This is a genomic window from Pseudomonas sp. PGPPP4, assembly GCF_002256045.1.
In the GTDB taxonomy this organism is placed as follows: domain Bacteria; phylum Pseudomonadota; class Gammaproteobacteria; order Pseudomonadales; family Pseudomonadaceae; genus Chryseomonas; species Chryseomonas oryzihabitans.
In genome coordinates this window covers 100754-124149 of record NZ_NKID01000012.1, presented here as the reverse complement: position 1 = coordinate 124149, position 23396 = coordinate 100754, and the positions used below count along the sequence as shown (strand labels likewise).

Here is a 23396-nt window from a genome sequence, read left to right as displayed (position 1 = left end):
TCGGCCATATGCCTGAAATCAATCGCAATACGACTTTCGGCTAAAACGATTCAACCTGCAAACCCAGCATGTGCGGATCGCTCAAGGTCATCTGCCAGCGGGCGCGCCCCGCTTCCTGGCGCCGGCTGCGATCGGAAATCCAGCCCCGCGCCTCGAGCTGGCGGCCGATCCATTGATGCAGCGGCACGCCGTCGAAGGCCTCGACGAAGCGCTCGGGGACATTGACCACCAGATCGCCTTCGAACTGCAGCCAGAGGCCGCCGCGATTGCGTTCGACGTCCAGCAGACGCCCCTGCACCACGGCGAAACCGCCTTCCGCGATCCGGGTGGCGGGGGTCGGCTCCTGCTTCCAGACCCCGAGACGCGCCCGGCGCGCCTGGCTTTGCGCGGCGGCCTGACAATCGGCCAGCCGGATATTGGGCGCGATGGCGACGGCATAGCCGAGACCCTCGACGATCAACCGGACTTCAAGATTGTCGCCCTCGCGATCATAGAGATGTGCCAGGGTGCGGCCGTAATGGTCGGTCGCCTCGCTACCCGGCACCAGCCGCAGGCGCTCGTCGCTGGCCTCGACCAGTTCCTGCAGGCGCCGGCGCGCCGCCTCGGCATAGGGCTGGGCGGTACCGCCGGACTTGCCCAGCTCGGGCGCATTGACGCCGATCAGCCGGACCGAGCGGCCGTCTACCAGGCGCAGGGTATCGCCATCCACCACCTGCCGGACCACCACCTCCTGGCCACCAGGCAGCAGCGGGCACGCCGCCGCCAGGGCCGCGGGCGCGCCGGTCAGGCCAGAAACGAAAAAGGCGCCCCAGAGGGACGCCTTCTTCAGTGTCGAACCATGCGGAGATGGTCGACGGCAGCGCATTACTTGCTGCTGCCGAACACGCCGAAGCGCTGCTTGAAACGGTCGATACGGCCGCCAGCGTCCAGGACCTTCTGCTTGCCGGTGTAGAACGGGTGGCATTCGGAGCAGACGTCCAGGTGAATGTTCTTGCTCAGGGTCGAGCGGGTCTTGATGACGTTGCCGCAGCTGCAGGTGGCTTCGATGGCATCGTACTGCGGATGGATATCAGCTTTCATGGGGCTATCCTCGGGGTCTAGCTGTGCCGCCACCCGGCGCCATTGCCGGATACCGCACAGATTTGGGCTGCAAATCATACCAGAGCAGCTAAGAGGTGCAAGCAGCCCCCACACCGCCCGTCTGCTACCATCGGGCTTTCCTCCTGCGAGCCCTGCCGTGCCCCTGATCCTGCGCCTGGCGCTGCCCTCCCCGCTGCGCCGCCTGTTCGACTATCTGCCGCCCAAGGGAGCGGTCGAGGAGCAGTTGCGCCCGGGCGTGCGGCTGCGGGTGCCCTTTGGCCGCCGCGAGGTGATCGGGGTCCTGATCGAGGTCGCCCAGGAGACCGAGGTGCCGGCGGACAAGCTGCGCAAGGCGCTGCAGCTGCTCGACGAGCGTCCGCCACTGCCGAGCGCGCTGTTCGAACTCTGCCAGTGGTCCGCCCAGTACTATCAGCACAGCCTCGGCGACACCCTGAGCTGGGCACTTCCTGCCCTTTTGCGTCAGGGAGAACCGGCGGAGCGACGGCTGCAGCGCTTCTGGATCGCCCAACCCGACGCCCGCCCGGAAGATCCGCGCCTGGCCCGGGCGCCGCGCCAGCGCGAGGCGCTCAAGACCCTGCGTCAGCATCCCCATGGCGTGCTGCACGAATTGCTCGGCCAGCTCGGCCTGGTCAAGGACAGCCTCGACCTCCTGCAGGCCAAGGGCCTGGTCCACGTGGAGACCCGCTATCACCAGCCGCATCGGCACCAGGGCGCCTGGCTCGCCCAGGCCGAACTGCCGCTCAACGGCGAGCAGCGCCTGGCCTACGAAGCGGTCCGCGCCGGCAGCGGCTTCCACTGCTATCTGCTGGAAGGGGTGACCGGCAGCGGCAAGACCGAGGTCTATCTGCAGCTGATCCGCGCCACCCTGGAAGCGGGACGTCAGGCCCTGCTGCTGATCCCCGAAATCAACCTGGGGCCCCAGACCCTGGGTCGCTTCGAACAGCGCTTCAATGCGCGCATCGCCCTGCTGCATTCGGCGCTGACCGATCGCGAGCGCATGGACATCTGGCTGGCCGCCCGCGATGGCGAACTGGACATCGTGGTGGGCACCCGCTCGGCGCTGTTCACCCCGCTCAAGCACCCCGGGCTGATCATCGTCGACGAAGAACACGACGCCTCCTATAAACAGCAGGAAGGCCTGAGGTACCACGCCCGCGACCTGGCGGTGGTCCGCGCGCGCTTCGAGAATCTACCGGTGGTGCTGGGTTCGGCCACGCCCTCGCTGGAAAGCCTGCACAACGCCGAGCAGGGGCGTTACGCCCATCTGCGTCTGTCACTCCGCGCCGGTGGCGCCCAGCCGCCGCGCTTCGAGCGCCTGGACGTGCGCAGTCGCCCCCTGGACAGCGGCCTGTCCCAACCGCTGCTCAAGGCCATGGGCGCGACCCTGGAACGGGGCCAGCAGGTGCTGGTGTTCCTCAATCGCCGCGGCTTCGCCCCCACCCTGCTCTGCCATGACTGCGGCTGGCTGGCCCAGTGCCCGCGCTGCGACGCCCGCATGACCTATCACCGCGGCTCCGGCGAGTTGCGCTGCCACCATTGCGATCAGCGCCAGACGCCACCGCGCCATTGCCCCTCCTGCGGCAAGCTCGACCTGCGCCCGGTGGGCGCCGGCACCGAACGCGCCGAGGAACGCCTGCAGCTGCTGTTTCCGGACGTCCCGGTGCTGCGCATCGACCGCGACACCACGGCGCGCAAGGACGCCTTGGGCAAGCTGCTGAAAACCATCCACAGCGGCACGCCCTGCATCCTGGTCGGCACCCAGATGCTCGCCAAGGGGCACCACTTTCCCAAGGTGACCCTGGTCGCCGTGCTGGACGCCGACAGCGGTCTGTTTTCCGCCGACTTCCGCGCCAGCGAGCGCATGGCCCAGCAGATCGTCCAGGTGGCCGGCCGTGCCGGACGCGCCGAGGAACCGGGCCAGGTGCTGATCCAGACCCATCTGGCCGATCATCCGCTCATGGTGCAACTGGCCGAGGAAGGCTATCCGGCCTTTGCCCGTCAGGCCCTGCAGGAGCGCCGCGCCGCCGGCCTGCCGCCCTTCGCCTATCTGGCGCTGCTGCGTGCCGACGCCCATCGCCAGGATCAGGTGGAGAATTTCCTCGAGGCGGCCTATCACGTCGCCGAGGGCCTGGCGGTCAATCTCGCCCTGCCCCAGGTGGAGTTGCTCGGCCCGGTACCGGCGCCGATGGAAAGACGGGCCGGTCGCCACCGCGCTCAGCTGCTGTTGCAGAGCAGCAGTCGCGCCCCTCTGCACCGGCTGCTGGGCATCTGGGTCGTCCAGCTGGAAAGCCTGCCCGAGGCCCGTCAGGTGCGCTGGTCGCTGGATGTGGATCCCATCGATCTCTTCTAGTGGCATTGGCTTACCATTGGCAAGGCCGGGCTCGCCACGGATAATGCCGGGTTTTCATCGCAGTGCGCGCTCGGCGCACGCCGAAGGCCAAAGACCATGAAAGACAGCATCCGCCAGCTCATCCAGCACGCCCTCGACCGCCTGATCGCCGACGGCACCCTGCCGGCCGACGTGGCCCCGGCCATCCAGGTCGAGAACACCAAGGACAAGAGCCACGGCGATTTCGCCAGCAACGTCGCCCTGCTGCTGGCCAAACCGGCCCGGGCCAAGCCCCGTGACCTGGCCGAGAAGCTGCTGGCCGCCCTGCCCGCCGATCCGGCGGTGAGCAAGGTGGAGATCGCCGGCCCCGGCTTTCTCAACTTCTTCCAGAATCACGCGCAACTAGCCGCGCGGCTGGATGCGGCCTTCGCCGATCCGCACCTGGGCGTGCCCAGGCACGAGCCGCGGCAGCGCGTGGTGGTGGACCTCTCCTCGCCGAACCTGGCCAAGGAAATGCACGTCGGCCACCTGAGATCCACCATCATCGGCGATGCCGTGGCGCGGGTGCTGGAATTCCTCGGCGACGAGGTGATTCGCCAGAACCACGTGGGTGATTGGGGTACCCAGTTCGGCATGCTGCTGGCCTACATGGAAGAGCAGCCCCAGGCCGCCGAAGGCGAGCTGGCCGATCTCGAGGTGTTCTATCGCGCCGCCAAGGGCCGCTTCGACGCCTCGCCGGAATTCGCCGCTCGCGCCCGCGAACTGGTGGTGGCGCTGCAGGCGGGCGATGCCCACTGCCTGCGCCTCTGGGAGCGATTCAACGCCGTCTCCCTGTCCCACTGCCAGGAGGTCTACGATCGCCTCAACGTCAAGCTGACCCCGGCCGACGTCAAGGGCGAGAGCGCCTACAACGACGACCTGGCCCAGGTGGTGGCCGACCTCGACGCCGCCGGTCTGCTCACCGAGAGCGACGGCGCCCGCTGCGTCTTCCTCGACGAATTCAAGAACGCCGAAGGCAATCCGCTGCCGGTGATCGTGCAGAAGGCCGGCGGTGGCTATCTCTATTCCACCACCGACCTGGCCGCCATGCGCTATCGCAGCCGCCAGCTGCACGCCGATCGCGCGCTCTACTTCGTCGATCAGCGCCAGGCCCTGCACTTCCAGATGGCCTTCGAGGTGGCACGCCGCGCCGGTTTCGTCGATGCGGCCATGGACCTCGAGCACATGGGCTTCGGTACCATGAACGGCGCCGACGGCCGTCCGTTCAAGACCCGCGACGGTGGCACCGTCAAGCTGGTCGACCTGCTCGACGAAGCCGAGGAACGCGCCTACCAGCTGGTCAAGGAGCGCAATGCCGGTCGCGCCGAGCGTGGCGAAGCGCCCTTCAGCGAAGACGAATTGCGTCACATCGGCCGCGTGGTGGGCATCGCCTCGGTCAAGTACGCCGATCTGTCCAAGCACCGGACCAGCGACTACAGCTTCAATTTCGAACAGATGCTCAGCTTCGAGGGCAACACCGCGCCTTATCTGCTGTATGCCTACACCCGCGTCGCCAGCGTGCTGCGCAAGGCCGAGCAGCACGAACCCGCCGGCAGCATCCGCTTGGACGCGCCCCAGGAGCAGGACCTCGGCGGGCGTCTGGCGCAATTCGGCGAGATCCTCGCCAGCGTTGCCGACAAGGGCACCCCGCACCTGCTGTGCAGCTACCTCTACGACCTGGCCGGCCTGTTCTCCAGCTTCTACGAGAATTGCCCGATCCTGACCGCCGAGGACCCCGCCCTGCGCCAGAGCCGCCTGCGGCTGGCCGCCCTCACCGGGCGCACCCTCAAGCAGGGTCTGGAACTGCTTGGTCTGCACACCCTGGAACGCATGTAAGAGACGGATCACCGCCTGATGGCCACCAAGAAAGCCCCACCCAAGCGCGGCGCCAGTCGCAACACCTCGGCTCCCAAGAAACAGCCCCTGCCCGGCTGGGTCTGGCTCGCGTCGGGTCTGGCCATCGGGGCCTTCGTGGTGTTCCTGATGAAACTCGAACCAGGCAACAAGGCGGTGCAGCGCGCCAAGCCGGAAGAGGGTCGCCCGGCCGCCGCGGCGGGCAACGGCAAGCCGGCCGCGACCGCCGCTGGCAAGACCGAGGGCACGCCGCCCACGCCGATCAAGCCCAAGTACGACTTCTATACCCTGCTGCCCGAATCCGAGGTGATCGTGCCGCCGGATGCCGTGCCGCGCAATCCGGCCGCCAAGCCGGCCACCCCGGCCAAGCCGGATGCCGCCGCGACTCCGGCGCAACCCGGCCAGGCGGCCACGGCGACACCGGCCACGCCCGCGACCACCGCGGGCCAGCCGGCCGCCACGCCGCCCAAGGAAGCCACCACCAAGGCCCAGCCGCCGGTGACGCTGTTCTTCCTCCAGGCCGGCTCCTTCCGCACCCAGGCCGATGCCGACCGGGTCCGCGCCCAGATCATCATGCTCGGCCAGGACGTGCGGGTGGAGTCGGGCAAGGTCAAGGACGACACCTGGTACCGGGTACTGGTCGGTCCCTACAGCGACCGCGACCAACTGACCCAGGCGCAGAAACAGCTCGCCGGCAGCGGCTTCAAGAATCTGTTGCTACAGCAGCGACGCGGTCACTAGGAGTCTGCCCACGGCCTGCTGCGCGTCGGCCAAACGGTGTTGAAAACTCCCTCGGAATGCTCATTTACCACGCGTAAACTGCGCTTCCTCGAGAATCTTCGCCTTGTTTGGCTCTAGCTCGCGAGGCCGTGAACAGACTCTCACCTGCCGAATCCCCTCGCCGCGGCGCTTGAAGGGCGTCGCGGCCATCCCCATATCTCTGCGTAACCGGGGCCGACGCCCCAAGCAACGCGGAGAGATTCCCTTGACCACCATCGTTTCTGTACGCCGCAACGGCAAGGTCGTGATCGGCGGCGACGGCCAGGTTTCCCTGGGCAACACCGTCATGAAAGGCAACGCCAAGAAAGTCCGGCGGCTGTACCGGGGCGAGGTGCTGGCCGGTTTCGCCGGCGGTACCGCCGACGCCTTCACCCTCTTCGAGCGCTTCGAGGCGCAACTCGAGAAGCACCAGGGCCACCTGGTCCGCGCCGCCGTCGAGCTGGCCAAGGACTGGCGCACCGATCGCGCCCTGCGTCGCCTGGAAGCCATGCTGGCGGTCGCCAACAAGGACGCCTCCCTAATCATCACCGGCAATGGCGACGTGGTGGAGCCCGAGGAAGGCCTGATCGCCATGGGTTCCGGTGGCGCCTATGCCCAGGCCGCTGCCCGCGCCCTGCTCATGCACACCGACCTGGGTGCCCGCGAGATCGCCGAGACCGCCCTGAACATCGCCGGTGACATCTGCGTGTTCACCAACCGCAACCTGACCATCGAGGAGCTGGACGCGCCCCAGGCGTGATCCGGTTTAGAGACTGCCCATGTCCATGACCCCCCGCGAGATCGTCCACGAACTCAATCGCCACATCATCGGCCAGGACGACGCCAAGCGCGCCGTGGCCATCGCCCTGCGCAACCGCTGGCGGCGCATGCAGCTGCCGGTCGAGCTGCGCCCCGAGGTCACGCCCAAGAACATCCTGATGATCGGCCCTACGGGCGTGGGCAAGACCGAGATCGCCCGCCGCCTGGCCAAGCTGGCCAATGCGCCCTTCCTCAAGGTGGAAGCCACCAAGTTCACCGAGGTCGGCTATGTCGGCCGTGACGTCGAGTCCATCATCCGTGACCTCGCCGATGCCGCCGTGAAGATGCTGCGCGAGCAGGAGATGGTGCGTAACCGCCATCGCGCCGAAGACGCCGCCGAAGAGCGCATCCTCGATGCCCTGCTGCCGCCGGCGCGCCCCTCGGTGGGCTTCAGCAACGAACCCCAGCCGGCGTCGACCGATAGCAACACCCGCCAGCTGTTCCGCAAGCGCCTGCGCGAGGGCCAGCTGGACGACAAGGAAATCGACATCGAGGTGGCCGATGCCCCCGCCGGCGTCGAGATCATGACCCCGCCCGGCATGGAGGAGATGACCAGCCAGCTGCAGAATCTCTTCGCCGGCATGCACAAGGGCAAGACCAAGCAGCGCAAGCTCAAGGTCAAGGAAGCGCTCAAGCTGGTGCGTGACGAGGAAGCCGCGCGCCTGGTCAACGAAGAAGAACTCAAGGGCCGTGCCCTGGAAGCCGTCGAGCAGCACGGCATCGTCTTCATCGACGAGATCGACAAGGTGGCCAAGCGCGGCAACACCAGCGGCGCCGACGTCTCCCGCGAGGGCGTGCAGCGCGACCTGCTGCCGCTGATCGAGGGCTGCACCGTCAACACCAAGCTGGGCATGGTCAAGACCGACCATATCCTGTTCATCGCCTCGGGTGCCTTCCACCTGTCCAAGCCCAGCGACCTGGTGCCGGAACTGCAGGGCCGCCTGCCGATCCGCGTCGAACTCAAGGCGCTGACCCCGCAAGACTTCGAGCGCATCCTCACCGAGCCGCACGCCTCGCTGACCGAGCAGTATCGCGAACTGCTCAAGACCGAGGGGCTGCACGTGGACTTCGCCGCCGACGGCATCACCCGCATCGCCGAGATCGCCTGGCAGGTCAACGAGAAGACCGAGAACATCGGTGCCCGGCGCCTGCACACCCTGCTGGAGCGCCTGCTCGAAGAGGTGTCCTTCAGCGCCGCCGACCTCGCCGGCCAGCAGAATGGCGAGCCCATCGTCATCGACGCGGCCTATGTGAACGGCCACCTGGGCGAACTGGCCCAGGACGAAGACCTGTCGCGCTATATACTGTGATGGTACTGCCGGCGCCCCAGGGCGCCGGCTTCGCCTGCGAGATCAGCCACCATGCGTACTCCCACCGCCATCCAGCTCCACAAGGCTTCGAAGACCCTCAGCGTCAGCTATGGCGCGGAAACCTTCGAGCTGCCCGCCGAATTCCTGCGCGTGCACTCACCCTCGGCCGAGGTCCAGGGACACGGCAATCCGGTATTGCAGTGGGGCAAACAGCAGGTCGGCATCAGCGCCGTCGAACCGGCGGGGCGCTACGCCATCAAGCTGACCTTCGACGACGGCCACGACAGCGGCCTGTTCAGCTGGGACTATCTCTATGAACTGGGCAGTCGCCGCGACGCGCTCTGGGCCGACTACCTGGAACAACTGGCCCGCGCAGGCAAGACGCGGGACCCGCATGTCAGCGCGGTCAAGCTGATGCTCTGAGCGGACTCAGGCCGCCAGGGCCTTGTCCAGCTTGCGCTCGATTTCCTTTTCGATCTGGCCACTGAGCATCGAGAACATCATGCCCAGGGTCGCCAGCACCCGCACCCGGTCCTCACCGACCTCGATCCGCCCATCCACGCCGCTGCGCGTGAACTTCAGGGTATCGCCTTCCCAGGCGCAGGCCACCCCATAGTCGCGCGTGAGTTTTTCCGCCAGCTGGTCGGTCTTTTGGCGAACGCTTTCCAGGCCGAGCGAATGGCTGCGTTCGATGGTGATCTGGGACATCGGGGAACTCCGGATAAGGGGCCCTGACTATAGCGAGGGCCCGCCACCTCGCCAATCGCGAGAACCGAGCGGTCAGCCAGGTTTTAGCCAGGCAAGCCGGGCGATCCCCCTGCTAGAATGCCCTCTTGTCCCTGTCCCAGGTGTAGCCCCATGAGCGATCCGCGCAAAGGCCCCGAGGCCGAATCCCAGACCCACTTCGGCTACCAGAGCGTTCCGGAGAGCCAGAAGGCTTACAAGGTCGCGGAAGTCTTCCATTCGGTCGCGGCCAAGTACGATGTGATGAACGACCTGATGTCGGCGGGCATCCACCGGCTGTGGAAGAGATTCACCATCGAACTCTCAGGCGTGCGCCGCGGCAACCGGGTGCTGGACATCGCCGGCGGTACCGGCGACCTGACCAAGCAGTTCGCCCGCCTGGTCGGCCCCACCGGCGAGGTGGTCCTGGCCGACATCAACGATTCCATGCTCAGGGTCGGCCGCGATCGCCTGCTCGACGAAGGCGTCGCCAGCAACGTGCGCTTCGTCCAAGCCGATGCCGAGAAGCTGCCCTTCCCCGACAACCATTTCGACTGCATCACCATCGCCTTCGGCCTGCGCAACGTCACCCACAAGGACCAGGCCCTGGCCTCCATGCTGCGCGTGCTCAAGCCCGGTGGCCGGCTGCTGGTGCTGGAATTCTCCAAGCCCACCAATCCGCTGGTGTCCAAGGCCTATGACGCCTACTCCTTCGGCTTCCTGCCGCTGATGGGCAAGCTGGTGGCCGGTGACGCCGACAGCTATCGCTACCTGGCCGAATCCATCCGCATGCACCCCGACCAGCAGACCCTCAAGGCCATGATGGAAGAAACCGGCTTCGCCCGGGTGACCTTCCACAACATGACCGGCGGCGTGGTCGCCCTGCACCGCGGCATCAAGCCCTGATGGCCCTCGTCACCCAGGCGTTGCTGGCGGCGCTGGAACGTGGCCTGAATCCGCTGCTGGCGCTGGATCCGTTGGCGCTGCCGCGACTGGCCGGCCTGACCGGCCGGGTGATCGCGGTCCAGACCCGGCAACCGGCGCTGCGCCTCTACATCCTGCCCGCGGGTGACGGCCTGCACTTCGCCGCCCATCACGAGGGCGACATCGACTGCACCCTGAGCGCCCCGGCGACGCGCCTGGCCGAGCTGGCCCTGGCCCGCGACAAGCAGCGGGTGCTGCACCAGCCGGACGTCCGCCTGGAAGGCGACAGCACCCTGCTGATCGAACTGTCCGACATCCTGCAGAAGCTGGAGCTGGACTGGCAGCACGAGGTCAGTCGCTGGCTCGGCCCGCTGCCCGCGGCCTTGCTCGGCGACCTGGCCCGGCGTGGCCAGGCCCTTGGTGAACAGAGTCGTGACAGTCTGCAGCTGACGCTGTCCAACTGGCTGAACGAGGAGAGTCGTCAGCTGGTCGGCCGCCTGGAAGGCGAGGCCCGCTTCGCCGAGATCGATGCCCTGCGCCTGGACGTGGATCGTCTCGACGCCCGTCTCGCCCGCCTGGGCACCGCCCGCAACGCCAGGGATAACCCCGACGAATGAAGCTGTTCGCTGCCCTCAACCGCCTGTTGCGGATCTTCTTCGTGGTGATCCGCTATCGGCTGGACGACATCGTCTATGCCCTGCCGCTGCCCTGGTACCTGCGCGCCACCCGCTACGTGCTGCCCTGGCGCTGGCTGCCGCGCCCGAGCAAGACCCTGCCGCGCGGTGCCCGCCTGCGCCTGGCGCTGGAAGGCCTGGGCCCGGTGTTCGTCAAGTTCGGCCAGATCCTCTCCACCCGCCGCGACCTCATGCCCGAGGATATCGCCGACGAACTGATGTTCCTGCAGGACAAGGTCCCACCCTTTCCGCCGGAAAAAGCCGTGGCGCTCATCGAGTCGCAACTCGGCGTGCCCATCAAGCAGGCCTTCGCCCGTTTCGACCACCAGCCGCTGGCCTCGGCCTCGGTGGCCCAGGTGCATGCCGCCCAGTTGCGTACCGGCGAAGAGGTGGTGGTCAAGGTGGTACGGCCCGGCCTGAAGGGCATCATCAGCCAGGACATCGCCTGGCTGTTCCTGCTGGCGCGCATGGCCGAGCGGCTGTCCGCCGAAGCCCGCCGCCTGCACCCGATGGACGTGGTCAGCGACTACGAGAAGACCATCTACGACGAACTGGACCTCCTGCGCGAAGCCGCCAACTCCAGCCAGCTCAGACGCAATTTCGACGGTTCCGAACGCCTCTATGTGCCCCAGGTGTACTGGGACTGGTGCCGCGAGCGGGTGCTGGTCATGGAGCGCATCTACGGCATCCCGGTGACCGACCTGGCCGCGCTGCGCGACCAGGGCACCGACTTCAAGCTGCTGGCCGAGCGCGGCGTGGAGATCTTCTTCACCCAGGTGTTCCGCGACAGCTTCTTCCATGCCGACATGCACCCGGGCAACATCTTCGTCAGCACCGCCAAGCCCTGGGATCCGCTCTACATCGCGGTGGACTGCGGCATCATCGGCAGCCTGACCCCCGAGGACCAGGACTACCTGGCGCGCAATCTCTGGGCCTTCTTCCAGCGCGACTATCGCAAGGTCGCCCAGTTGCACATCGACTCCGGCTGGGTACCGGCCAACACCCAGGTCAACGAACTGGAAGCGGCCATCCGCACCGTCTGCGAACCCATCTTCGAGAAACCGCTCAAGGACATCTCCTTCGGCCAGTTGCTGCTGCGGCTGTTCCAGGTGGCACGCCGCTTCAACATGGAGATCCAGCCGCAGCTGGTGCTCCTGCAGAAGACCCTGCTCAACATCGAAGGCCTGGGCCGCCAGCTCTATCCGGACCTGGACCTCTGGTCCACCGCCAAGCCCTATCTGGAAAAGTGGATGCGCAAGCGGCTGAGTCCGCCCCAGGTCGCCCGCAACATCCAGCAGCAACTGGAGCAGATCCCGCATCTGGCGCAGATGGCCCGCGACACCCTGGAACGCATCACCCAGCCGCACCGCAAGGACCCGCCCAATCCCTGGGGCAGACGTAACGACGACTGGATCGTGCGCGTCATAGGCGCGGTGCTGCTGGTCGGCGCCGCCCAGCTGGGTCTCGAACCCCAGCCCCATGCCTGGCCGGCCTGGGCCATGCTGGTTGGCGGCCTGGTTCTGGTGATCAGGCGCTGAACTCCTTAAGCTGTAACCGTCCTGTCATTTTTATCGGGCGAAATACACGCCCTCAGCCACTGGTGCCCTGCCGCTGTATTCGAGCCGCGTCTTGTGCGAGGCTGGTGCCCTAATTCGTAGTACTGAACAGACCGATGAGCGACTGGTTAGACGAGATCCACTGGAACGGCGATGGCCTGGTACCGGCCATCGCCCAGGACCCCACCTCGGGGCGCATCCTGATGATGGCCTGGATGAACCGCGAATCCCTGGCCCTGACCGCCGCCGAAGGCCGTGCGGTCTACTGGTCGCGTTCGCGCAACCGGCTGTGGCGCAAGGGCGAGGAATCCGGGCACGTGCAGCGCGTCCTCGAGCTGCGCCTGGATTGCGATGCCGACGTGGTGGTGCTGCAGGTGGAACAGCTCGGTGGCATCGCCTGCCATACCGGCCGGGAAAGCTGCTTCTATCGCGTGTTGCGCGAAGGCCAGTGGGAGACCGTCGACCCGGTGGTCAAGGACCCCAGCGCCATCTATGCCGGAGGGCACGGCCATGACTGACACTCTCGCGCGCCTGGCGCAGGTGCTGGAAGAACGCAAGCAGGCCACCCCGGACTCCTCCTATGTGGCCAGCCTCTACCACAAGGGTCTGAACAAGATCCTGGAAAAGGTCGGTGAAGAAAGCGTCGAAACCATTCTCGCCGCCAAGGACGCCGCCATCAGCCAGCAGTACGACGACGTCATCTACGAGACCGCCGACCTCTGGTTCCACAGCCTGATCATGCTCTCGGCCCTGGGCCAGCATCCCCAGGCCGTGCTGGACGAGCTGGATCGTCGTTTCGGCCTCTCCGGGCACGCCGAAAAGGCCGCCCGCACTCAATCCTGACCCCAAGCTTCGCAACGAGGAAAGACCATGGGTATCTTCGACTGGAAACACTGGATCGTCATCCTGCTCGTCGTGGTGATCGTCTTTGGCACCAAACGCCTGAAGCATCTGGGCTCCGACGTGGGCGAGGCCATCAAGGGCTTCCGCAAGGCCATGCACACTGATGAGGACGACAAGGCCGAGCAGCCGGCGCCCAGCGCCAGCACGGCCAACCCGAACGCGCCCCTGAATCGTCCCCAGACCTTCGATGCCGAGCACCGCAAGGTCGAAGAGCCGGTGGTGCGCAAGGACTAAGGCCCCGCCATGTTCGGAATCAGCTTTCCCGAAATGATGCTGGTGGGGTTCGTCGCCCTGCTGGTGCTGGGCCCGGAACGCCTGCCCGGTGCCGCGCGCACCGCGGGTCTGTGGATCGGTCGCCTGAGGCGCAGCTTCAACAGCATCCGCCAGGAAGTGGAGCGCGAGATCGGCGCTGACGAAATTCGCCAGCAGCTGCGCAACGAGCATATCCTGTCCATGGAACAGCGCGACAACCGGCCCAAGCCTGCCGCCTCCACCCCGGAAGCCCAGACCCCGCCGGCCGCCGTTGCTCCGCCCATGCCCCAGGACGTGGTTGCCGAACGCCCGCAGGATCCGCCCCAGACGCCGCCAAGAGCACCATGAGCGACAAGCCTTCCGAACACGATGACCAGGAAATGCCCCTGGTCTCGCACCTCACCGAATTGCGTACCCGCATCCTCAGATGCGTGCTGGCGACCTTTCTGATCTTTCTCGGGCTGTTCTACTTCGCCCAGAAGATCTATGCCTTCGCCTCCGAGCCGATCCGCCGCGTCCTTCCCGAGGGTGCGACCATGATCTCCACGGACGTCACCTCGCCGTTCCTCGCGCCCTTCAAGCTGACGCTGGTGGTATCGCTGTTCATCGCCATGCCGGTGATCCTGCACCAGGTCTGGGGGTTCGTCGCGCCCGGGCTCTATCGTCACGAGAAGAAGGTCGCCATCCCGTTGCTGATCTCCAGCATCGTGCTCTTCTACGCCGGCATGGCCTTCGCCTACTTCCTGGTGTTCCCGATCATCTTCCACTTCTTCAGCAGCATCACGCCGGAAGGCGCCATGATGATGCCGGATCTGAACGCCTATCTGGATTTCATCCTGACGCTGTTCTTCGCCTTTGGCGTCGCCTTCGAGATTCCGGTAGCCACCGTGCTGCTGATCTGGATCGGCGTGGTCGACGTGGCCTACCTGAAGAAGATCCGTCCCTACGTCATCATCGGCTGTTTCGTGGTCGGCATGATCCTGACCCCGCCGGACGTCTTCTCCCAGACCATGCTGGCCGTGCCCATGTGGCTGCTGTTCGAGATCGGCCTGCTGTTCGGCCGCTTCGTGCAGAAGCGCGAGCGCCCGCTGGCCGACGAAGACGCCGCCCCCGAAGCCCAGCCGCCCGCCGAACGTCCGTGAATCTGATCCTGCTCGAAGCGGCCGACTTCACGGCCGCTGACCGGGTCGTGCTGCGCGATCCGCGCCGTCTCGCCCATCTGCGCGAGGTCCACCAGGCGGCTGCCGGCGACCGGATGCGCGTCGGCCTGCTGGATGGCCTGATGGGTACCGGCCAGATCGAGTCCCTCGACGCCAGCCAGGCCTGCCTGACCGTCACCCTCGACCAGCCACCGCCGGCCAAGCTGCCGCTCACCCTGCTGCTGGCCCTGCCCCGCCCCAAGATGCTGCGCCGGGTGCTGCAGACCGTGTCCGCCATGGGCGTCGCACGCCTGGTGCTGCTCAACAGCTACCGGGTGGAAAAGAGCTTCTGGCAGACCCCATTCCTGGCGCCCGAGGCCATCGAGGAGCAACTGCGCCTGGGGCTGGAGCAGGCCCGGGACACGGTGCTGCCGGAGGTGCTGATCGAAAAGAGATTCAAGCCCTTCGTCGAGGATCGCCTGCCCGCGCTCGTCGCCGGCACCCGCGGCCTGGTCGGTCATCCGGGCAACTACCCGGCCTGCCCGCGCGCCCTCAGCGAGCCCGTGACGCTGGCGATCGGTCCGGAGGGTGGCTGGATACCCTACGAGGTCGAAAAGCTGCAAGAAGCGGGCCTGGCGCCCGTACAGCTCGGTGAGCGCATCCTGCGCGTCGAGAACGTCGTACCCGCCCTGCTCGCCCGCCTATTCTAGCCCGCCTGTCTTAGCCCAATCAGGGACAAGAAAAAGCCCCGGTGTCTCGCGACACCGGGCTTTTTCCTGGGCGGAGCGCCGCCTCAGGAGGCGGGCCGCGGACTCATGCTGGCCGGACTGGCCGCGGCATCCGCAGCCGAGTCGCTGTGGGAGCGCGGTCGCAGGGTGGCGTAGGCCTCCCGCCAGTTGCGGTGCTCTTCGGCCTTCCAGACCTGCAGGTGCAGTTGCGCCATGCCGTCCGGATCACTGAGCAGACGCCACTGGTCGTCGCCCTTGGTCTTCTCGGGACCGGCGGCCAGTACCCGCGCCACCCGCTCTTCGCGCAGCCGGCGTGCCGGCTCCACCACCTTGCCATGGCGACCGCGGGCCATGCCGATGGCCAGGGCATTGAGCACCGGATCGACGGTGGCGCGCAGGAAGCCCTTGGTCAGGGCGTTGCGGTTGTTCAGATGCAGGTACTCGTCGGTCGCCACCAGCTCGCGCGGCGGAGCGTACTCTTCCGGGATCAGGAACAGGTGATGACGGCGACTGCCCAGGCCCAGGTTGGTCCGGCTGGAAATCACCGACACCGGTGCCGACAGGATCAGCGACACCACGATGGGCGACAGCCACCAGAGGAAACGCGGATCCAGCCAGGCCACGCCGGCGGTCCAGATCAGACCGAGCAGCATCTGCGAACCATGGCGGCGGAAGGCTTCGCTCCAAGGCGTGTCGTTGTCGTCCCGCTGGGGCGAATTCCACTGCACCGACCAGCCCAGGAAGGCGGCGGTCACGAACACCGTGTGGAACAGCATCCGCACCGGCGCCAGCAGCACCGAGAAGAGCATCTCCAGCATCATGGAAAGGAACAGCCGCAGGCCGCCACCGAATTCCTTGGCGCCCTTGGCGATGATCAGCACCACGCTGAGCAGCTTGGGCAGGAACAGCAGGATCAGGGTGGTGGAGAACAGCGCGATCGCCTGCTCCGGATGCCACTGGGGCCAGACCGGGAACAGCTGGCGGGGCTGGAAGAAGTACTGGGGTTCCAGCAGCTTGTGGATCGCCAAGAGCGCCGTGGACAGCACCAGGAAGAGGAACCACAGCGGCGCCGACAGGTAGGACATCACCCCGGTGAGGAACACCGCGCGGTGTACCGGATGCATCCCCTTGACCAGGAACAGCCGGAAGTTCATCAGGTTGCCATGGCACCAGCGACGGTCACGCTTGAGTTCGTCCAGCAGGTTGGGCGGCAGTTCTTCGTAGCTGCCCGGCAGGTCGTAGGCGATCCACACGCCCCAGCCGGAACGCCGCATCAGCGCCGCTTCGACGAAGTCGTGAGAGAGAATCGCACCGGCGAACGAACCCGTGCCCGGCAGCGGTGCCAGGGCGCAGTGGTCGATGAACGGCTTGACCCGGATGATGGCGTTGTGGCCCCAGTAGTGGGATTCACCCAGCTGCCAGAAGTGCAGGCCGGCGGTGAACAGCGGTCCGTACACCCGGGTGGCGAACTGCTGCAGGCGCGCGTACAGGGTGTCCATGCCGGACGCCTTGGGCGCGGTCTGGATGATGCCGGCACGCGGATTGGCTTCCATCAGCCGGACCAGACTGGCCAGGCATTCGCCGCTCATGACGCTGTCGGCGTCGAGCACCACCATGTACTTGTACTGGCTGCCCCAGCGACGGCAGAAGTCGTCGATGTTGCCGCTCTTGCGCTTCACCCGACGGCGACGACGGCGATAGAAGATGTGGCCGAAGCCACCGACCTCGCGGCACAGCTCCAGCCAGGCCTTTTCTTCAGCCACGCATTTGTCCGGATCGTTGCTGTCGCTGAGGATGAAGAAGTCGAAGTGCTCCAGCTCGCCGCTGGCACGGACCGACTCGTAGGTGGCTCGCAGACCGGCGAACACCCGCGGCACGTCTTCGTTGGCGATGGGCATCACCAGGGCGGTACGCGACTGGGGATCGATCGGCTCGGTACCGGTGGAGCTGGCCGAGATGCTGTACTTGTCGCGCCCGCTGAGCAGTTGCCAGAAGCCCATCAGGGCGGTCCAGAAACCGGCGGACACCCAGCAGAACAGCAAGGCGAAGAGCAGCAGGATGCTGGTCTGCACCACATAGGGCAGCACCTGGCGAATGGATTCGCCCCAGCCCTGGCGGTAGACCTCGCTGAGATCAACCAGCGCCCAGCCCTGATAGGGCAGCACAGCCTTCATGTACCAGGTGGCGATGCCGGTCTGCACCAGCATCAGGATCAGCAGGATGAAGCGCCGGAAGGAACCTACCTTGCGCCAGTGCGCATGGGCATCGGCTTCCGGATCGGGTTGCCAACGGCTATGGTCCTTGCGGCCGAGCAGACGCTTCCAGCTCCGCGCCACGGGATTGGTGCGCCAGGGATCGGGCACCATCATGGAGCGGGTCATGGGCGGGGTGGCCTTGATGAACACCCGCCCCTGGGCATCGCTGCCCAGCAGCTCGCCGTCGTCCAGCGTCTCGTCCCAACCGGCGGCCAGGCGCGCCTCGGTGGAGGCGATCACCGCGTCGGCGCCCTGGGCGCCCTCGCCGCGGGCACCGGCCAGTTGCCGGTGCAGCGACTCGACGTCGGCCGTCTGGTCCAGCGCCTGCCGCTGCCCGGCGGGCAACGGCAGGTGTTCGAGGTAGTCGCCAGCAGCGGCGACCGAGGTATCGCGGGTGGTGTTATTCATTGGCAGGTAGCTGGTAAGTCCAGGTTTCGCTGAGCGGTTTGTCACCCTGGGCGAGGTTGGCGCGCATTTCCACCGGCTTGGTCTGATCCTTGACCTTGAGTCTCAAGGTCAGGCGATAGCCCTTGGTAACCGGGTTGTAGCGCACAGAGTTCTCGACCAGTTCACCGTTGGCATCCAGGCTGACCTGGGAGCCGACCTGCGAATCCTCGGGCAGGTCATCGAGGTTCGGACCTTCGAAGTCGATGATGTAGGCCAGGCTGCCATCGGTCTGGCGTACCAGGTTGGACTGGCGCACGTCACCGGTGGACAGACGGGTCTGGGAGACCCAGGCCAGGTCCTTGGTGTGCAGGTTGGGTTCGTCGGTGGTGAAGTGCAGACGATAGCTGACATCGATCGGCTGACCCTTCTCCGGCAGGGTGTCCGGCGTCCAGAAGGCCACGATGTTGTCGTTGGTCTCGTCCGGGGTGGGGATTTCCACCAGCTCGACGTGACCCTTGCCCCAGTCGCCCTTGGGCTCTACCCAGCCGCTGGGACGCTTGTCGTAGCGCTCGTCCAGGTCCTGGTACTTGTAGAACTCGTGGCCACGCTGCAGCAGACCGAAACCACGCGGATTCTCGATGGTGTAGGTGCTGACCGACAGGCGGCGCGGGTTGTTCAGCGGACGCCACAGCCACTCGCCGTTGCCGGCATGGATGGCCAGACCGTTGGAGTCGTGCAGCGCCGGACGATAGTTGACCTGGGCGCTCGGCTGGTTGGGGCCGAACAGGTACATGCTGGTCAGCGGCGCGATGCCGAGCTTGTTGACGTTGTCGCGCAGGAACACCTTGGCTTCGACGTCGACGGTGCTGTCCTTGCCGGGAGTCAGCACGAAGCGATAGGCACCGGTAGCGCGCGGCGAATCGAGCAGCGCATAGATCACCAGGTTGCGGCGATCCGACTGGGGCTGTTCGACCCAGAATTCGGTGAAGCGCGGGAATTCCTCGCCGGACGGCAGCGCGGTGTCGATGGCCAGGCCACGGGCGGACAGGCCATAGACCTGGTTCTTGCCGATCACGCGGAAATAGCTGGCGCCGAGCATGGTCATCAGCTCGTCATGCTTGTCCGCCTTGTTCAGCGGATAGAGCACCTTGAATCCGGCGAAGCCGAGATCCTTGAGCTGGGCCTGATCGACCTGCAGGTTGCCGAAGTTGAACATAGAGGGATCGTATTTGATCTCTTCGACGTTGTTGGCGGTGACCTCGTTGATCTTCACCGGCACGCTGTAGTGCATGCCCTCGTGATAGAAATTCAGGCGGAAGGGCGTCTTGGCATCCTTCCAGTAAGCCTTGTCCTGATTGAAGGTGATCTGCTGATAGTCGGCATACTTCATGCCGCTGAAGGATGCGGGCAGGTTGCTCTTGGGCGCGACGAATTTCTGGCCGGAGAGTTCTTTGGCCTTGGCGGCCACGTCGTCCAGGCTGAAGGCCAGGGCCTGGGCACTGAACAGCCCCAGAGCGACGGAGAGCCCGATCAGGGCGAAGCCCTGCTTGCCCGGCTTAACTTTGGAATGAGATAACACGCAGCCTCCTAAATCAGCGTACGAATACGTTTGGCGACGGGTGGTCGCGAAACGGATAGGCAGAGGTCCGACTCCCGCAGGGGTCAATGATTCCCCAGTTGGACGACCGTTCAAACTCGAACTGCGCAATCATAGACACTTGGCAGGGCGCTGTAAGGGGCGCCCTCACTAAATCGACAATAAAAATGTCACTGGTCCGTCGTTGACCAGGGAAACCTGCATGTCGGCGCCGAAGCGCCCGGTCTGGACCTCGGGATGAAGGTCGCGGGCGAGGCCTACCAGATGGTTGAACAGCCGCTCGCCCTGGGCCGGTGGCGCGGCGCTGGAAAAGCTCGGCCGGCGGCCGCTGCGGGTATCGGCGGCCAGGGTGAACTGGGAGACCAGCAGCAAGCCGCCGCCGACGTCCTGCAGGGACAGATTCATGCGCTGCTCGCCATCGGCGAACACCCGGTACTCCAGCAGTCGCTTGAGCATGCGACTGCAGGCGGCCTCGTCATCCGCCGGTTCGATACCGACCAGGACCAGCAGGCCCGCGCCTATGGCGCCTACCGTACTCCCCTCGACCTCGACGCTGGCGCGGCTGACCCTTTGCAGCAGCGCCTTCACTCGGCCTCCTGGGGCAGATCGAGCAACTGGCGGGCGATCTGGTCGGTCGCCCGCACCAGGGCGTCGCAGATACCGGGCTCGCTGGCCGCATGACCGGCGTCGCGGATGATCTGCAATTCGCTGCCCGGCCAGGCGTGGTGCAGGGCCCAGGCATTGTCCAGCGGGCAGACCATGTCGTAGCGGCCGTGCACGATCACCGCCGGGATATGGGCGATCCGGGGCATGTCGCGCAGGAGCTGGTCGGGTTCGAGGAAGGCATTATTGATGAAGTAGTGGCACTCGATGCGGGCGATGGCCAGGGCGTGCTCGCTGAATTTCTCCAGCACATCGGGATTGGGCCTCAGAGTCACCGTACGCCCCTCCCAGCAGGACCAGGCGCGCGCGGCGGACATCTGTGCCAGTTCGTCCGGACCGGTCAGGCGGCGATAGTAGGCCTGGATGAGATTGCCGCGCTCTTCCTCGGCGATGGGGTGCAGATAGTCCTGCCAGAAATCGGGAAACAGCCGGCTCGCGCCCTCCTGGTAGAACCAGTGCAGATCCACCGGGCGACAGAGAAAGATGCCGCGCAGGACCATGGCCTTGACCCGCTCGGGATGGCGCTGGGCATAGGCCAGCGCCAGGGTCGACCCCCAGGAGCCGCCAAACAGCACCCATTGCTCGATACCCAGGTGTTCGCGCAGGCGCTCGATGTCCTCGACCAGGTGCCAGGTGGTGTTGTTTTCCAGGCTGGCATAGGGCGTGGAGCGACCGCAGCCGCGCTGATCGAAGGTGACGATGCGGTAGAGATTGGGATCAAAGAAGCGCCGGCTCAGGCGATCGCATCCGGAGCCGGGTCCGCCATGGATGAACAGTACCGGCAGACCATCCGGCGAGCCGCTCTCATCGACATAGAGCACATGGGGCGCTTCGACGGCCAGCTCGTGGCGGGCGTAAGGCTTGATTTCCGGATACAGATTCAGCATGTCGCGCTCCGCGGGGCAGGGTCGGCCCCTTCATCATAGACCTGCACCTTACCGGGTTTCCACGCTGCCCGGGCTTGCTTCGCGTCCAATGGCACCCGCACCATCGACGGCCAGTCGCCCGAGGAGATAGCCATGTCCCATGCCAAGCTGCAGTTGCTGCTGATCGATCCGCAAAACGATTTCTGCGACCTGCCGGGCGCGGCCCTGCCGGTGCCCGGTGCGGTGGCCGGACTGCAGCGCGTCGCGGCCCTGATCGAGCGCCTGGGTGCCCGCCTCAGCGGGGTGCAGGTGACCCTGGACTCCCATCAGCCGCTGCACATCGCCCACCCGCACGGCTGGCAGGATGCCCAGGGCCAGCCACCGGCACCCTTTACCCAGATCGATGCGGACGAGGTGGCCAGCGGTCGCTGGCAGGCCCGCGATCCGGCCGAACGCGCCCGGGCGCTGGCCTATGTGCAGGCACTGGAAGCCGGGGGTCGCTATCGCCTGGTGATCTGGCCGGAGCACTGCCTGGTGGGCGGCTGGGGCCATGGGGTGCAACAGGATGTCCATCAGGCGCTCAATGCCTGGGGCCGGCAGCAGGGACGCCTGGTGGATTTCATCGCCAAGGGCGGCAATCCCCATACCGAACACTATTCGGCGCTGCGCGCCGAGGTCCTGGATCCGGCGGACCCGGGCACCGCGGTGGACGCGGGCCTGATCGCCCGCCTCCAGGCGGCCGATACCCTGTTGATCGCCGGCGAGGCGCTTTCGCACTGCGTGGCCAGTACCGTTCGCGATCTGCTGGAGTTCTGGCCAGTGGAGCGGCGCCAGGACCTGGTGCTGCTGACCGACTGCAGTCATTCGGTGCCGGGATTCGAAGCCCAGGGCGACGCCTTCCTCGCCGAGATGCGCGCCGCCGGCATCCGCCTGGCGACCTCGACGGACGCGCTCTAGCCCGTCCGTCCGCGGCCCTACTTGATCTCGTAGAGACCGGTGTAGGTCGCCGAAGCCAGCTGGTTGAGATGGATCATGAAGCGACCGACCGCATTGGTCGCGTCCGCCGGCACCGGCAGCTGATCGACCTTGAGCGCATGCAGCTGGAAGATGTAGCGGTGCGGCTTGTCACCCTTGGGCGGCGCAGCGCCGCCGAAGCCGCGGGTGCCATAGTCGTTGATCAGCTGCAGGGCGCCCGCCGGCAGGCCCGAGCCATCGGCGCGGCCGGCGTCCTCCGCCAGGCCCTGGGTGCCGACCGGGATGTTGACCACCACCCAGTGCCAGAATCCGCTGCCGGTGGGGGCGTCCGGATCGTAGACGGTCAGCGCCAGGCTCTTGGTATCGGCCGGCAGATCGGACCACTGCAGCGCGGGCGAGATGTTGTCGCCGTGGGCACCGAAGTCGGCCACGTCGAATTCGTGGCGCTTGGGCATGAAGGCGTTGTCGGAAAAGGCATCGGTCCAGAGTTTCACGGAGAGCTCCTGTGGCCTAGGGCATGTGGGCGTCGGTCTCGCGCCAGACCAGACGATTAAGGTTGTAGCCCTTCTCGCGGGCGATGCGCAGCAGCTTTTCGCTCTGCGCCGCGGAAATGTCGGGCTTGCGCGCCAGCAACCAGAGGTACTTGCGATCCGGACTGCCGACCAGGGCGGTCTTGTAGTCGTCGTCGACATAGAGGATCCAGTAGGGTCCCTTGGCGACGTTGGGCAGGACACCGCTGAACCAGGTGTCGAAGCGCACTTCCAGGCGATCGGTCACGCCCGGCTTGATCGGGGTGGCGGTGCCGGTGGCCTCCTCCACCTTGCCGTCCAGGGTACGGCAGCGGTTGAACACGGCGACCGAGCCGTCGGCCATGACGTGATAGTTGGCTTCGGACTGGGCGCACTTGCGCTGGAAGAACATCGGCAGCCGCGCCACCTCGTACCAGTGGCCCTGGTAGCGCTGCAGATCGACATTGCCCGCGGTAAGCGGCGGGACTTCGCGCGGGCCGCTGGCGCAGGCCGCGAGCAGTCCGGCGGCACCCGCCAGCAGTAGCAGTTTGGTAGAGGTTTTCATCGCAGACCCTGCCCGGCGAACATCGCCACCTTATCGTTGAGATACTGCACGCTGATGAAGGAGCCGCGATCGCCCCAGGTACAGGTGGTGACGCCCAGGGCGCCCGCGCATTCCGTGGGCGCACCCAGGATCTGCTCCACCTCGGCCTTGGTCTGGCCGGCCTTGAGCCGGGAATAGTTTTCCTGATTGACCTTGCCGCAACCGGCCAGCATCAGACTGCCCACCAGCAACAGCGCCAAGCGCCCTTTCATACTTCTGCTCCTCCATCCTGACGGCAAGGCTATAGAGCCCGCCCGGCCGCCAGGGTTCGCTTCGTCAGAAGCTGTTCACGATTTCGCGAGCTAGAGCCAAGCAAGACGCAACGACCAAAGGGAGTAACAGCCAACGGCTGGCCCGCAGGGTGAGCGCCAGCGAATCAAATGCCTAAGAAAGCGGAATTTACAGATAGTAAATGAGCATTTCGAAGGCA

26 protein-coding genes are annotated in these 23396 nt (G+C 66.2%); 16 read left to right on the top strand and 10 right to left on the bottom strand.

Going from position 1 to position 23396, the window contains the following annotated elements:
* Positions 1 to 40 precede the first annotated feature (40 nt).
* Together CFE50_RS19555 and rpmE are read right to left on the bottom strand one after the other, a co-directional pair.
* Positions 41 to 865, bottom strand: a complete 825-nt coding sequence (locus tag CFE50_RS19555; RefSeq protein WP_260984966.1) for a thermonuclease family protein — start codon at positions 863 to 865, stop codon at positions 41 to 43.
* A complete protein-coding gene (rpmE, locus tag CFE50_RS19550; RefSeq protein WP_007161618.1) occupies positions 865 to 1080 on the bottom strand; it encodes a 50S ribosomal protein L31 in 216 nt (71 codons plus the stop codon). The genes CFE50_RS19555 and rpmE overlap by 1 nt, the downstream gene beginning before the upstream one ends.
* Positions 1081 to 1237: 157 nt before the next feature.
* On the opposite strand from rpmE, the gene CFE50_RS19545 reads away from it, so the two are divergent.
* The 6 genes from CFE50_RS19545 to CFE50_RS19520 all read left to right on the top strand — a co-directional run bounded on the left by CFE50_RS19545 (position 1238) and on the right by CFE50_RS19520 (position 8634).
* Positions 1238 to 3451 (top strand): primosomal protein N', encoded by a 2214-nt coding sequence (locus tag CFE50_RS19545; RefSeq protein WP_286736882.1) that lies wholly within the window; start codon positions 1238 to 1240, stop codon positions 3449 to 3451.
* Positions 3452 to 3547: 96 nt separating this feature from the next.
* Positions 3548 to 5305, top strand: a complete 1758-nt coding sequence (gene argS / locus CFE50_RS19540) for an arginine--tRNA ligase (RefSeq protein ID WP_241809012.1) — start codon at positions 3548 to 3550, stop codon at positions 5303 to 5305.
* 18 nt (positions 5306 to 5323) lie between these two features.
* Entirely contained in the window at positions 5324 to 6064 is a 741-nt protein-coding gene (locus tag CFE50_RS19535; protein ID WP_241809013.1) for an SPOR domain-containing protein, read from the top strand.
* 244 nt (positions 6065 to 6308) lie between these two features.
* Entirely contained in the window at positions 6309 to 6842 is a 534-nt protein-coding gene (hslV, locus tag CFE50_RS19530; protein WP_007161614.1) for an ATP-dependent protease subunit HslV, read from the top strand.
* A gap of 19 nt (positions 6843 to 6861) precedes the next feature.
* The gene (gene hslU, locus CFE50_RS19525; protein WP_007161613.1) at positions 6862 to 8211 is read left to right on the top strand and encodes an ATP-dependent protease ATPase subunit HslU; all 1350 of its coding nucleotides are present in this window, start codon (positions 6862 to 6864) and stop codon (positions 8209 to 8211) included.
* 51 nt (positions 8212 to 8262) lie between these two features.
* The gene (locus CFE50_RS19520) at positions 8263 to 8634 is read left to right on the top strand and encodes a gamma-butyrobetaine hydroxylase family protein (protein WP_007161612.1); all 372 of its coding nucleotides are present in this window, start codon (positions 8263 to 8265) and stop codon (positions 8632 to 8634) included.
* A gap of 6 nt (positions 8635 to 8640) precedes the next feature.
* Here the strand turns inward: CFE50_RS19520 and CFE50_RS19515 are convergent, their stop codons facing one another.
* On the bottom strand, positions 8641 to 8919 hold the full coding sequence (locus tag CFE50_RS19515) for a polyhydroxyalkanoic acid system family protein (protein WP_027598922.1): 279 nt from the start codon (positions 8917 to 8919) through the stop codon (positions 8641 to 8643).
* A 150-nt stretch (positions 8920 to 9069) separates the two neighbouring features.
* Here CFE50_RS19515 and ubiE point away from each other — a divergent pair, with 150 nt between their 5' ends.
* From ubiE to CFE50_RS19470, 9 genes are all read left to right on the top strand, one after another.
* On the top strand, positions 9070 to 9840 hold the full coding sequence (gene ubiE, locus CFE50_RS19510) for a bifunctional demethylmenaquinone methyltransferase/2-methoxy-6-polyprenyl-1,4-benzoquinol methylase UbiE (RefSeq protein WP_007161610.1): 771 nt from the start codon (positions 9070 to 9072) through the stop codon (positions 9838 to 9840).
* Complete coding sequence (locus CFE50_RS19505) at positions 9840 to 10475, top strand: ubiquinone biosynthesis accessory factor UbiJ (protein WP_286736874.1); 636 nt, start codon at positions 9840 to 9842, stop codon at positions 10473 to 10475. The genes ubiE and CFE50_RS19505 overlap by 1 nt, the downstream gene beginning before the upstream one ends.
* The gene (gene ubiB, locus CFE50_RS19500; RefSeq protein ID WP_286736872.1) at positions 10472 to 12070 is read left to right on the top strand and encodes a ubiquinone biosynthesis regulatory protein kinase UbiB; all 1599 of its coding nucleotides are present in this window, start codon (positions 10472 to 10474) and stop codon (positions 12068 to 12070) included. The genes CFE50_RS19505 and ubiB overlap by 4 nt, the downstream gene beginning before the upstream one ends.
* Before the next feature lie 134 nt (positions 12071 to 12204).
* Complete coding sequence (gene hisI / locus CFE50_RS19495) at positions 12205 to 12606, top strand: phosphoribosyl-AMP cyclohydrolase (RefSeq protein WP_286736869.1); 402 nt, start codon at positions 12205 to 12207, stop codon at positions 12604 to 12606.
* Positions 12599 to 12931 (top strand): phosphoribosyl-ATP diphosphatase, encoded by a 333-nt coding sequence (locus CFE50_RS19490; RefSeq protein ID WP_286736866.1) that lies wholly within the window; start codon positions 12599 to 12601, stop codon positions 12929 to 12931. Before hisI ends, CFE50_RS19490 begins: the two co-directional genes overlap by 8 nt.
* Positions 12932 to 12958: 27 nt before the next feature.
* A complete protein-coding gene (locus CFE50_RS19485; RefSeq protein ID WP_286736865.1) occupies positions 12959 to 13225 on the top strand; it encodes a twin-arginine translocase TatA/TatE family subunit in 267 nt (88 codons plus the stop codon).
* Positions 13226 to 13234: 9 nt separating this feature from the next.
* Positions 13235 to 13591: a Sec-independent protein translocase protein TatB gene (gene tatB / locus CFE50_RS19480; protein WP_007161604.1), complete on the top strand. Its 357-nt coding sequence runs from the start codon at positions 13235 to 13237 to the stop codon at positions 13589 to 13591.
* Complete coding sequence (gene tatC, locus CFE50_RS19475; RefSeq protein WP_007161603.1) at positions 13588 to 14385, top strand: twin-arginine translocase subunit TatC; 798 nt, start codon at positions 13588 to 13590, stop codon at positions 14383 to 14385. The genes tatB and tatC overlap by 4 nt, the downstream gene beginning before the upstream one ends.
* A complete protein-coding gene (locus tag CFE50_RS19470; RefSeq protein ID WP_286736862.1) occupies positions 14382 to 15092 on the top strand; it encodes a 16S rRNA (uracil(1498)-N(3))-methyltransferase in 711 nt (236 codons plus the stop codon). Before tatC ends, CFE50_RS19470 begins: the two co-directional genes overlap by 4 nt.
* A gap of 83 nt (positions 15093 to 15175) precedes the next feature.
* On the opposite strand, the gene mdoH is transcribed toward CFE50_RS19470, so the two are convergent.
* The 4 genes from mdoH to pip form a co-directional block, all read right to left on the bottom strand.
* On the bottom strand, positions 15176 to 17773 hold the full coding sequence (gene mdoH, locus CFE50_RS19465; RefSeq protein ID WP_286736861.1) for a glucans biosynthesis glucosyltransferase MdoH: 2598 nt from the start codon (positions 17771 to 17773) through the stop codon (positions 15176 to 15178).
* Positions 17766 to 19286, bottom strand: a complete 1521-nt coding sequence (locus CFE50_RS19460; RefSeq protein WP_186354039.1) for a glucan biosynthesis protein G — start codon at positions 19284 to 19286, stop codon at positions 17766 to 17768. Before CFE50_RS19460 ends, mdoH begins: the two co-directional genes overlap by 8 nt.
* A gap of 213 nt (positions 19287 to 19499) precedes the next feature.
* The gene (gene dtd, locus CFE50_RS19455; protein WP_286736859.1) at positions 19500 to 19937 is read right to left on the bottom strand and encodes a D-aminoacyl-tRNA deacylase; all 438 of its coding nucleotides are present in this window, start codon (positions 19935 to 19937) and stop codon (positions 19500 to 19502) included.
* Complete coding sequence (pip, locus tag CFE50_RS19450; RefSeq protein ID WP_286736858.1) at positions 19934 to 20899, bottom strand: prolyl aminopeptidase; 966 nt, start codon at positions 20897 to 20899, stop codon at positions 19934 to 19936. The genes dtd and pip overlap by 4 nt, the downstream gene beginning before the upstream one ends.
* Before the next feature lie 132 nt (positions 20900 to 21031).
* On the opposite strand from pip, the gene CFE50_RS19445 reads away from it, so the two are divergent.
* Positions 21032 to 21835: a cysteine hydrolase family protein gene (locus tag CFE50_RS19445; RefSeq protein WP_286736857.1), complete on the top strand. Its 804-nt coding sequence runs from the start codon at positions 21032 to 21034 to the stop codon at positions 21833 to 21835.
* 17 nt (positions 21836 to 21852) lie between these two features.
* On the opposite strand, the gene CFE50_RS19440 is transcribed toward CFE50_RS19445, so the two are convergent.
* The 3 genes from CFE50_RS19440 to CFE50_RS19430 are packed head-to-tail and all read right to left on the bottom strand — an operon-like array spanning position 21853 to position 23178.
* On the bottom strand, positions 21853 to 22347 hold the full coding sequence (locus CFE50_RS19440) for a YbhB/YbcL family Raf kinase inhibitor-like protein (RefSeq protein ID WP_027602891.1): 495 nt from the start codon (positions 22345 to 22347) through the stop codon (positions 21853 to 21855).
* Positions 22348 to 22363: 16 nt separating this feature from the next.
* The gene (locus CFE50_RS19435; RefSeq protein WP_007161595.1) at positions 22364 to 22927 is read right to left on the bottom strand and encodes a lipocalin family protein; all 564 of its coding nucleotides are present in this window, start codon (positions 22925 to 22927) and stop codon (positions 22364 to 22366) included.
* Positions 22924 to 23178 carry a hypothetical protein gene (locus CFE50_RS19430; RefSeq protein ID WP_007161594.1) on the bottom strand — a complete coding sequence of 85 codons (255 nt, stop codon included), beginning with the start codon at positions 23176 to 23178 and terminating at the stop codon, positions 22924 to 22926. Before CFE50_RS19430 ends, CFE50_RS19435 begins: the two co-directional genes overlap by 4 nt.
* Positions 23179 to 23396: the final 218 nt, after the last annotated feature.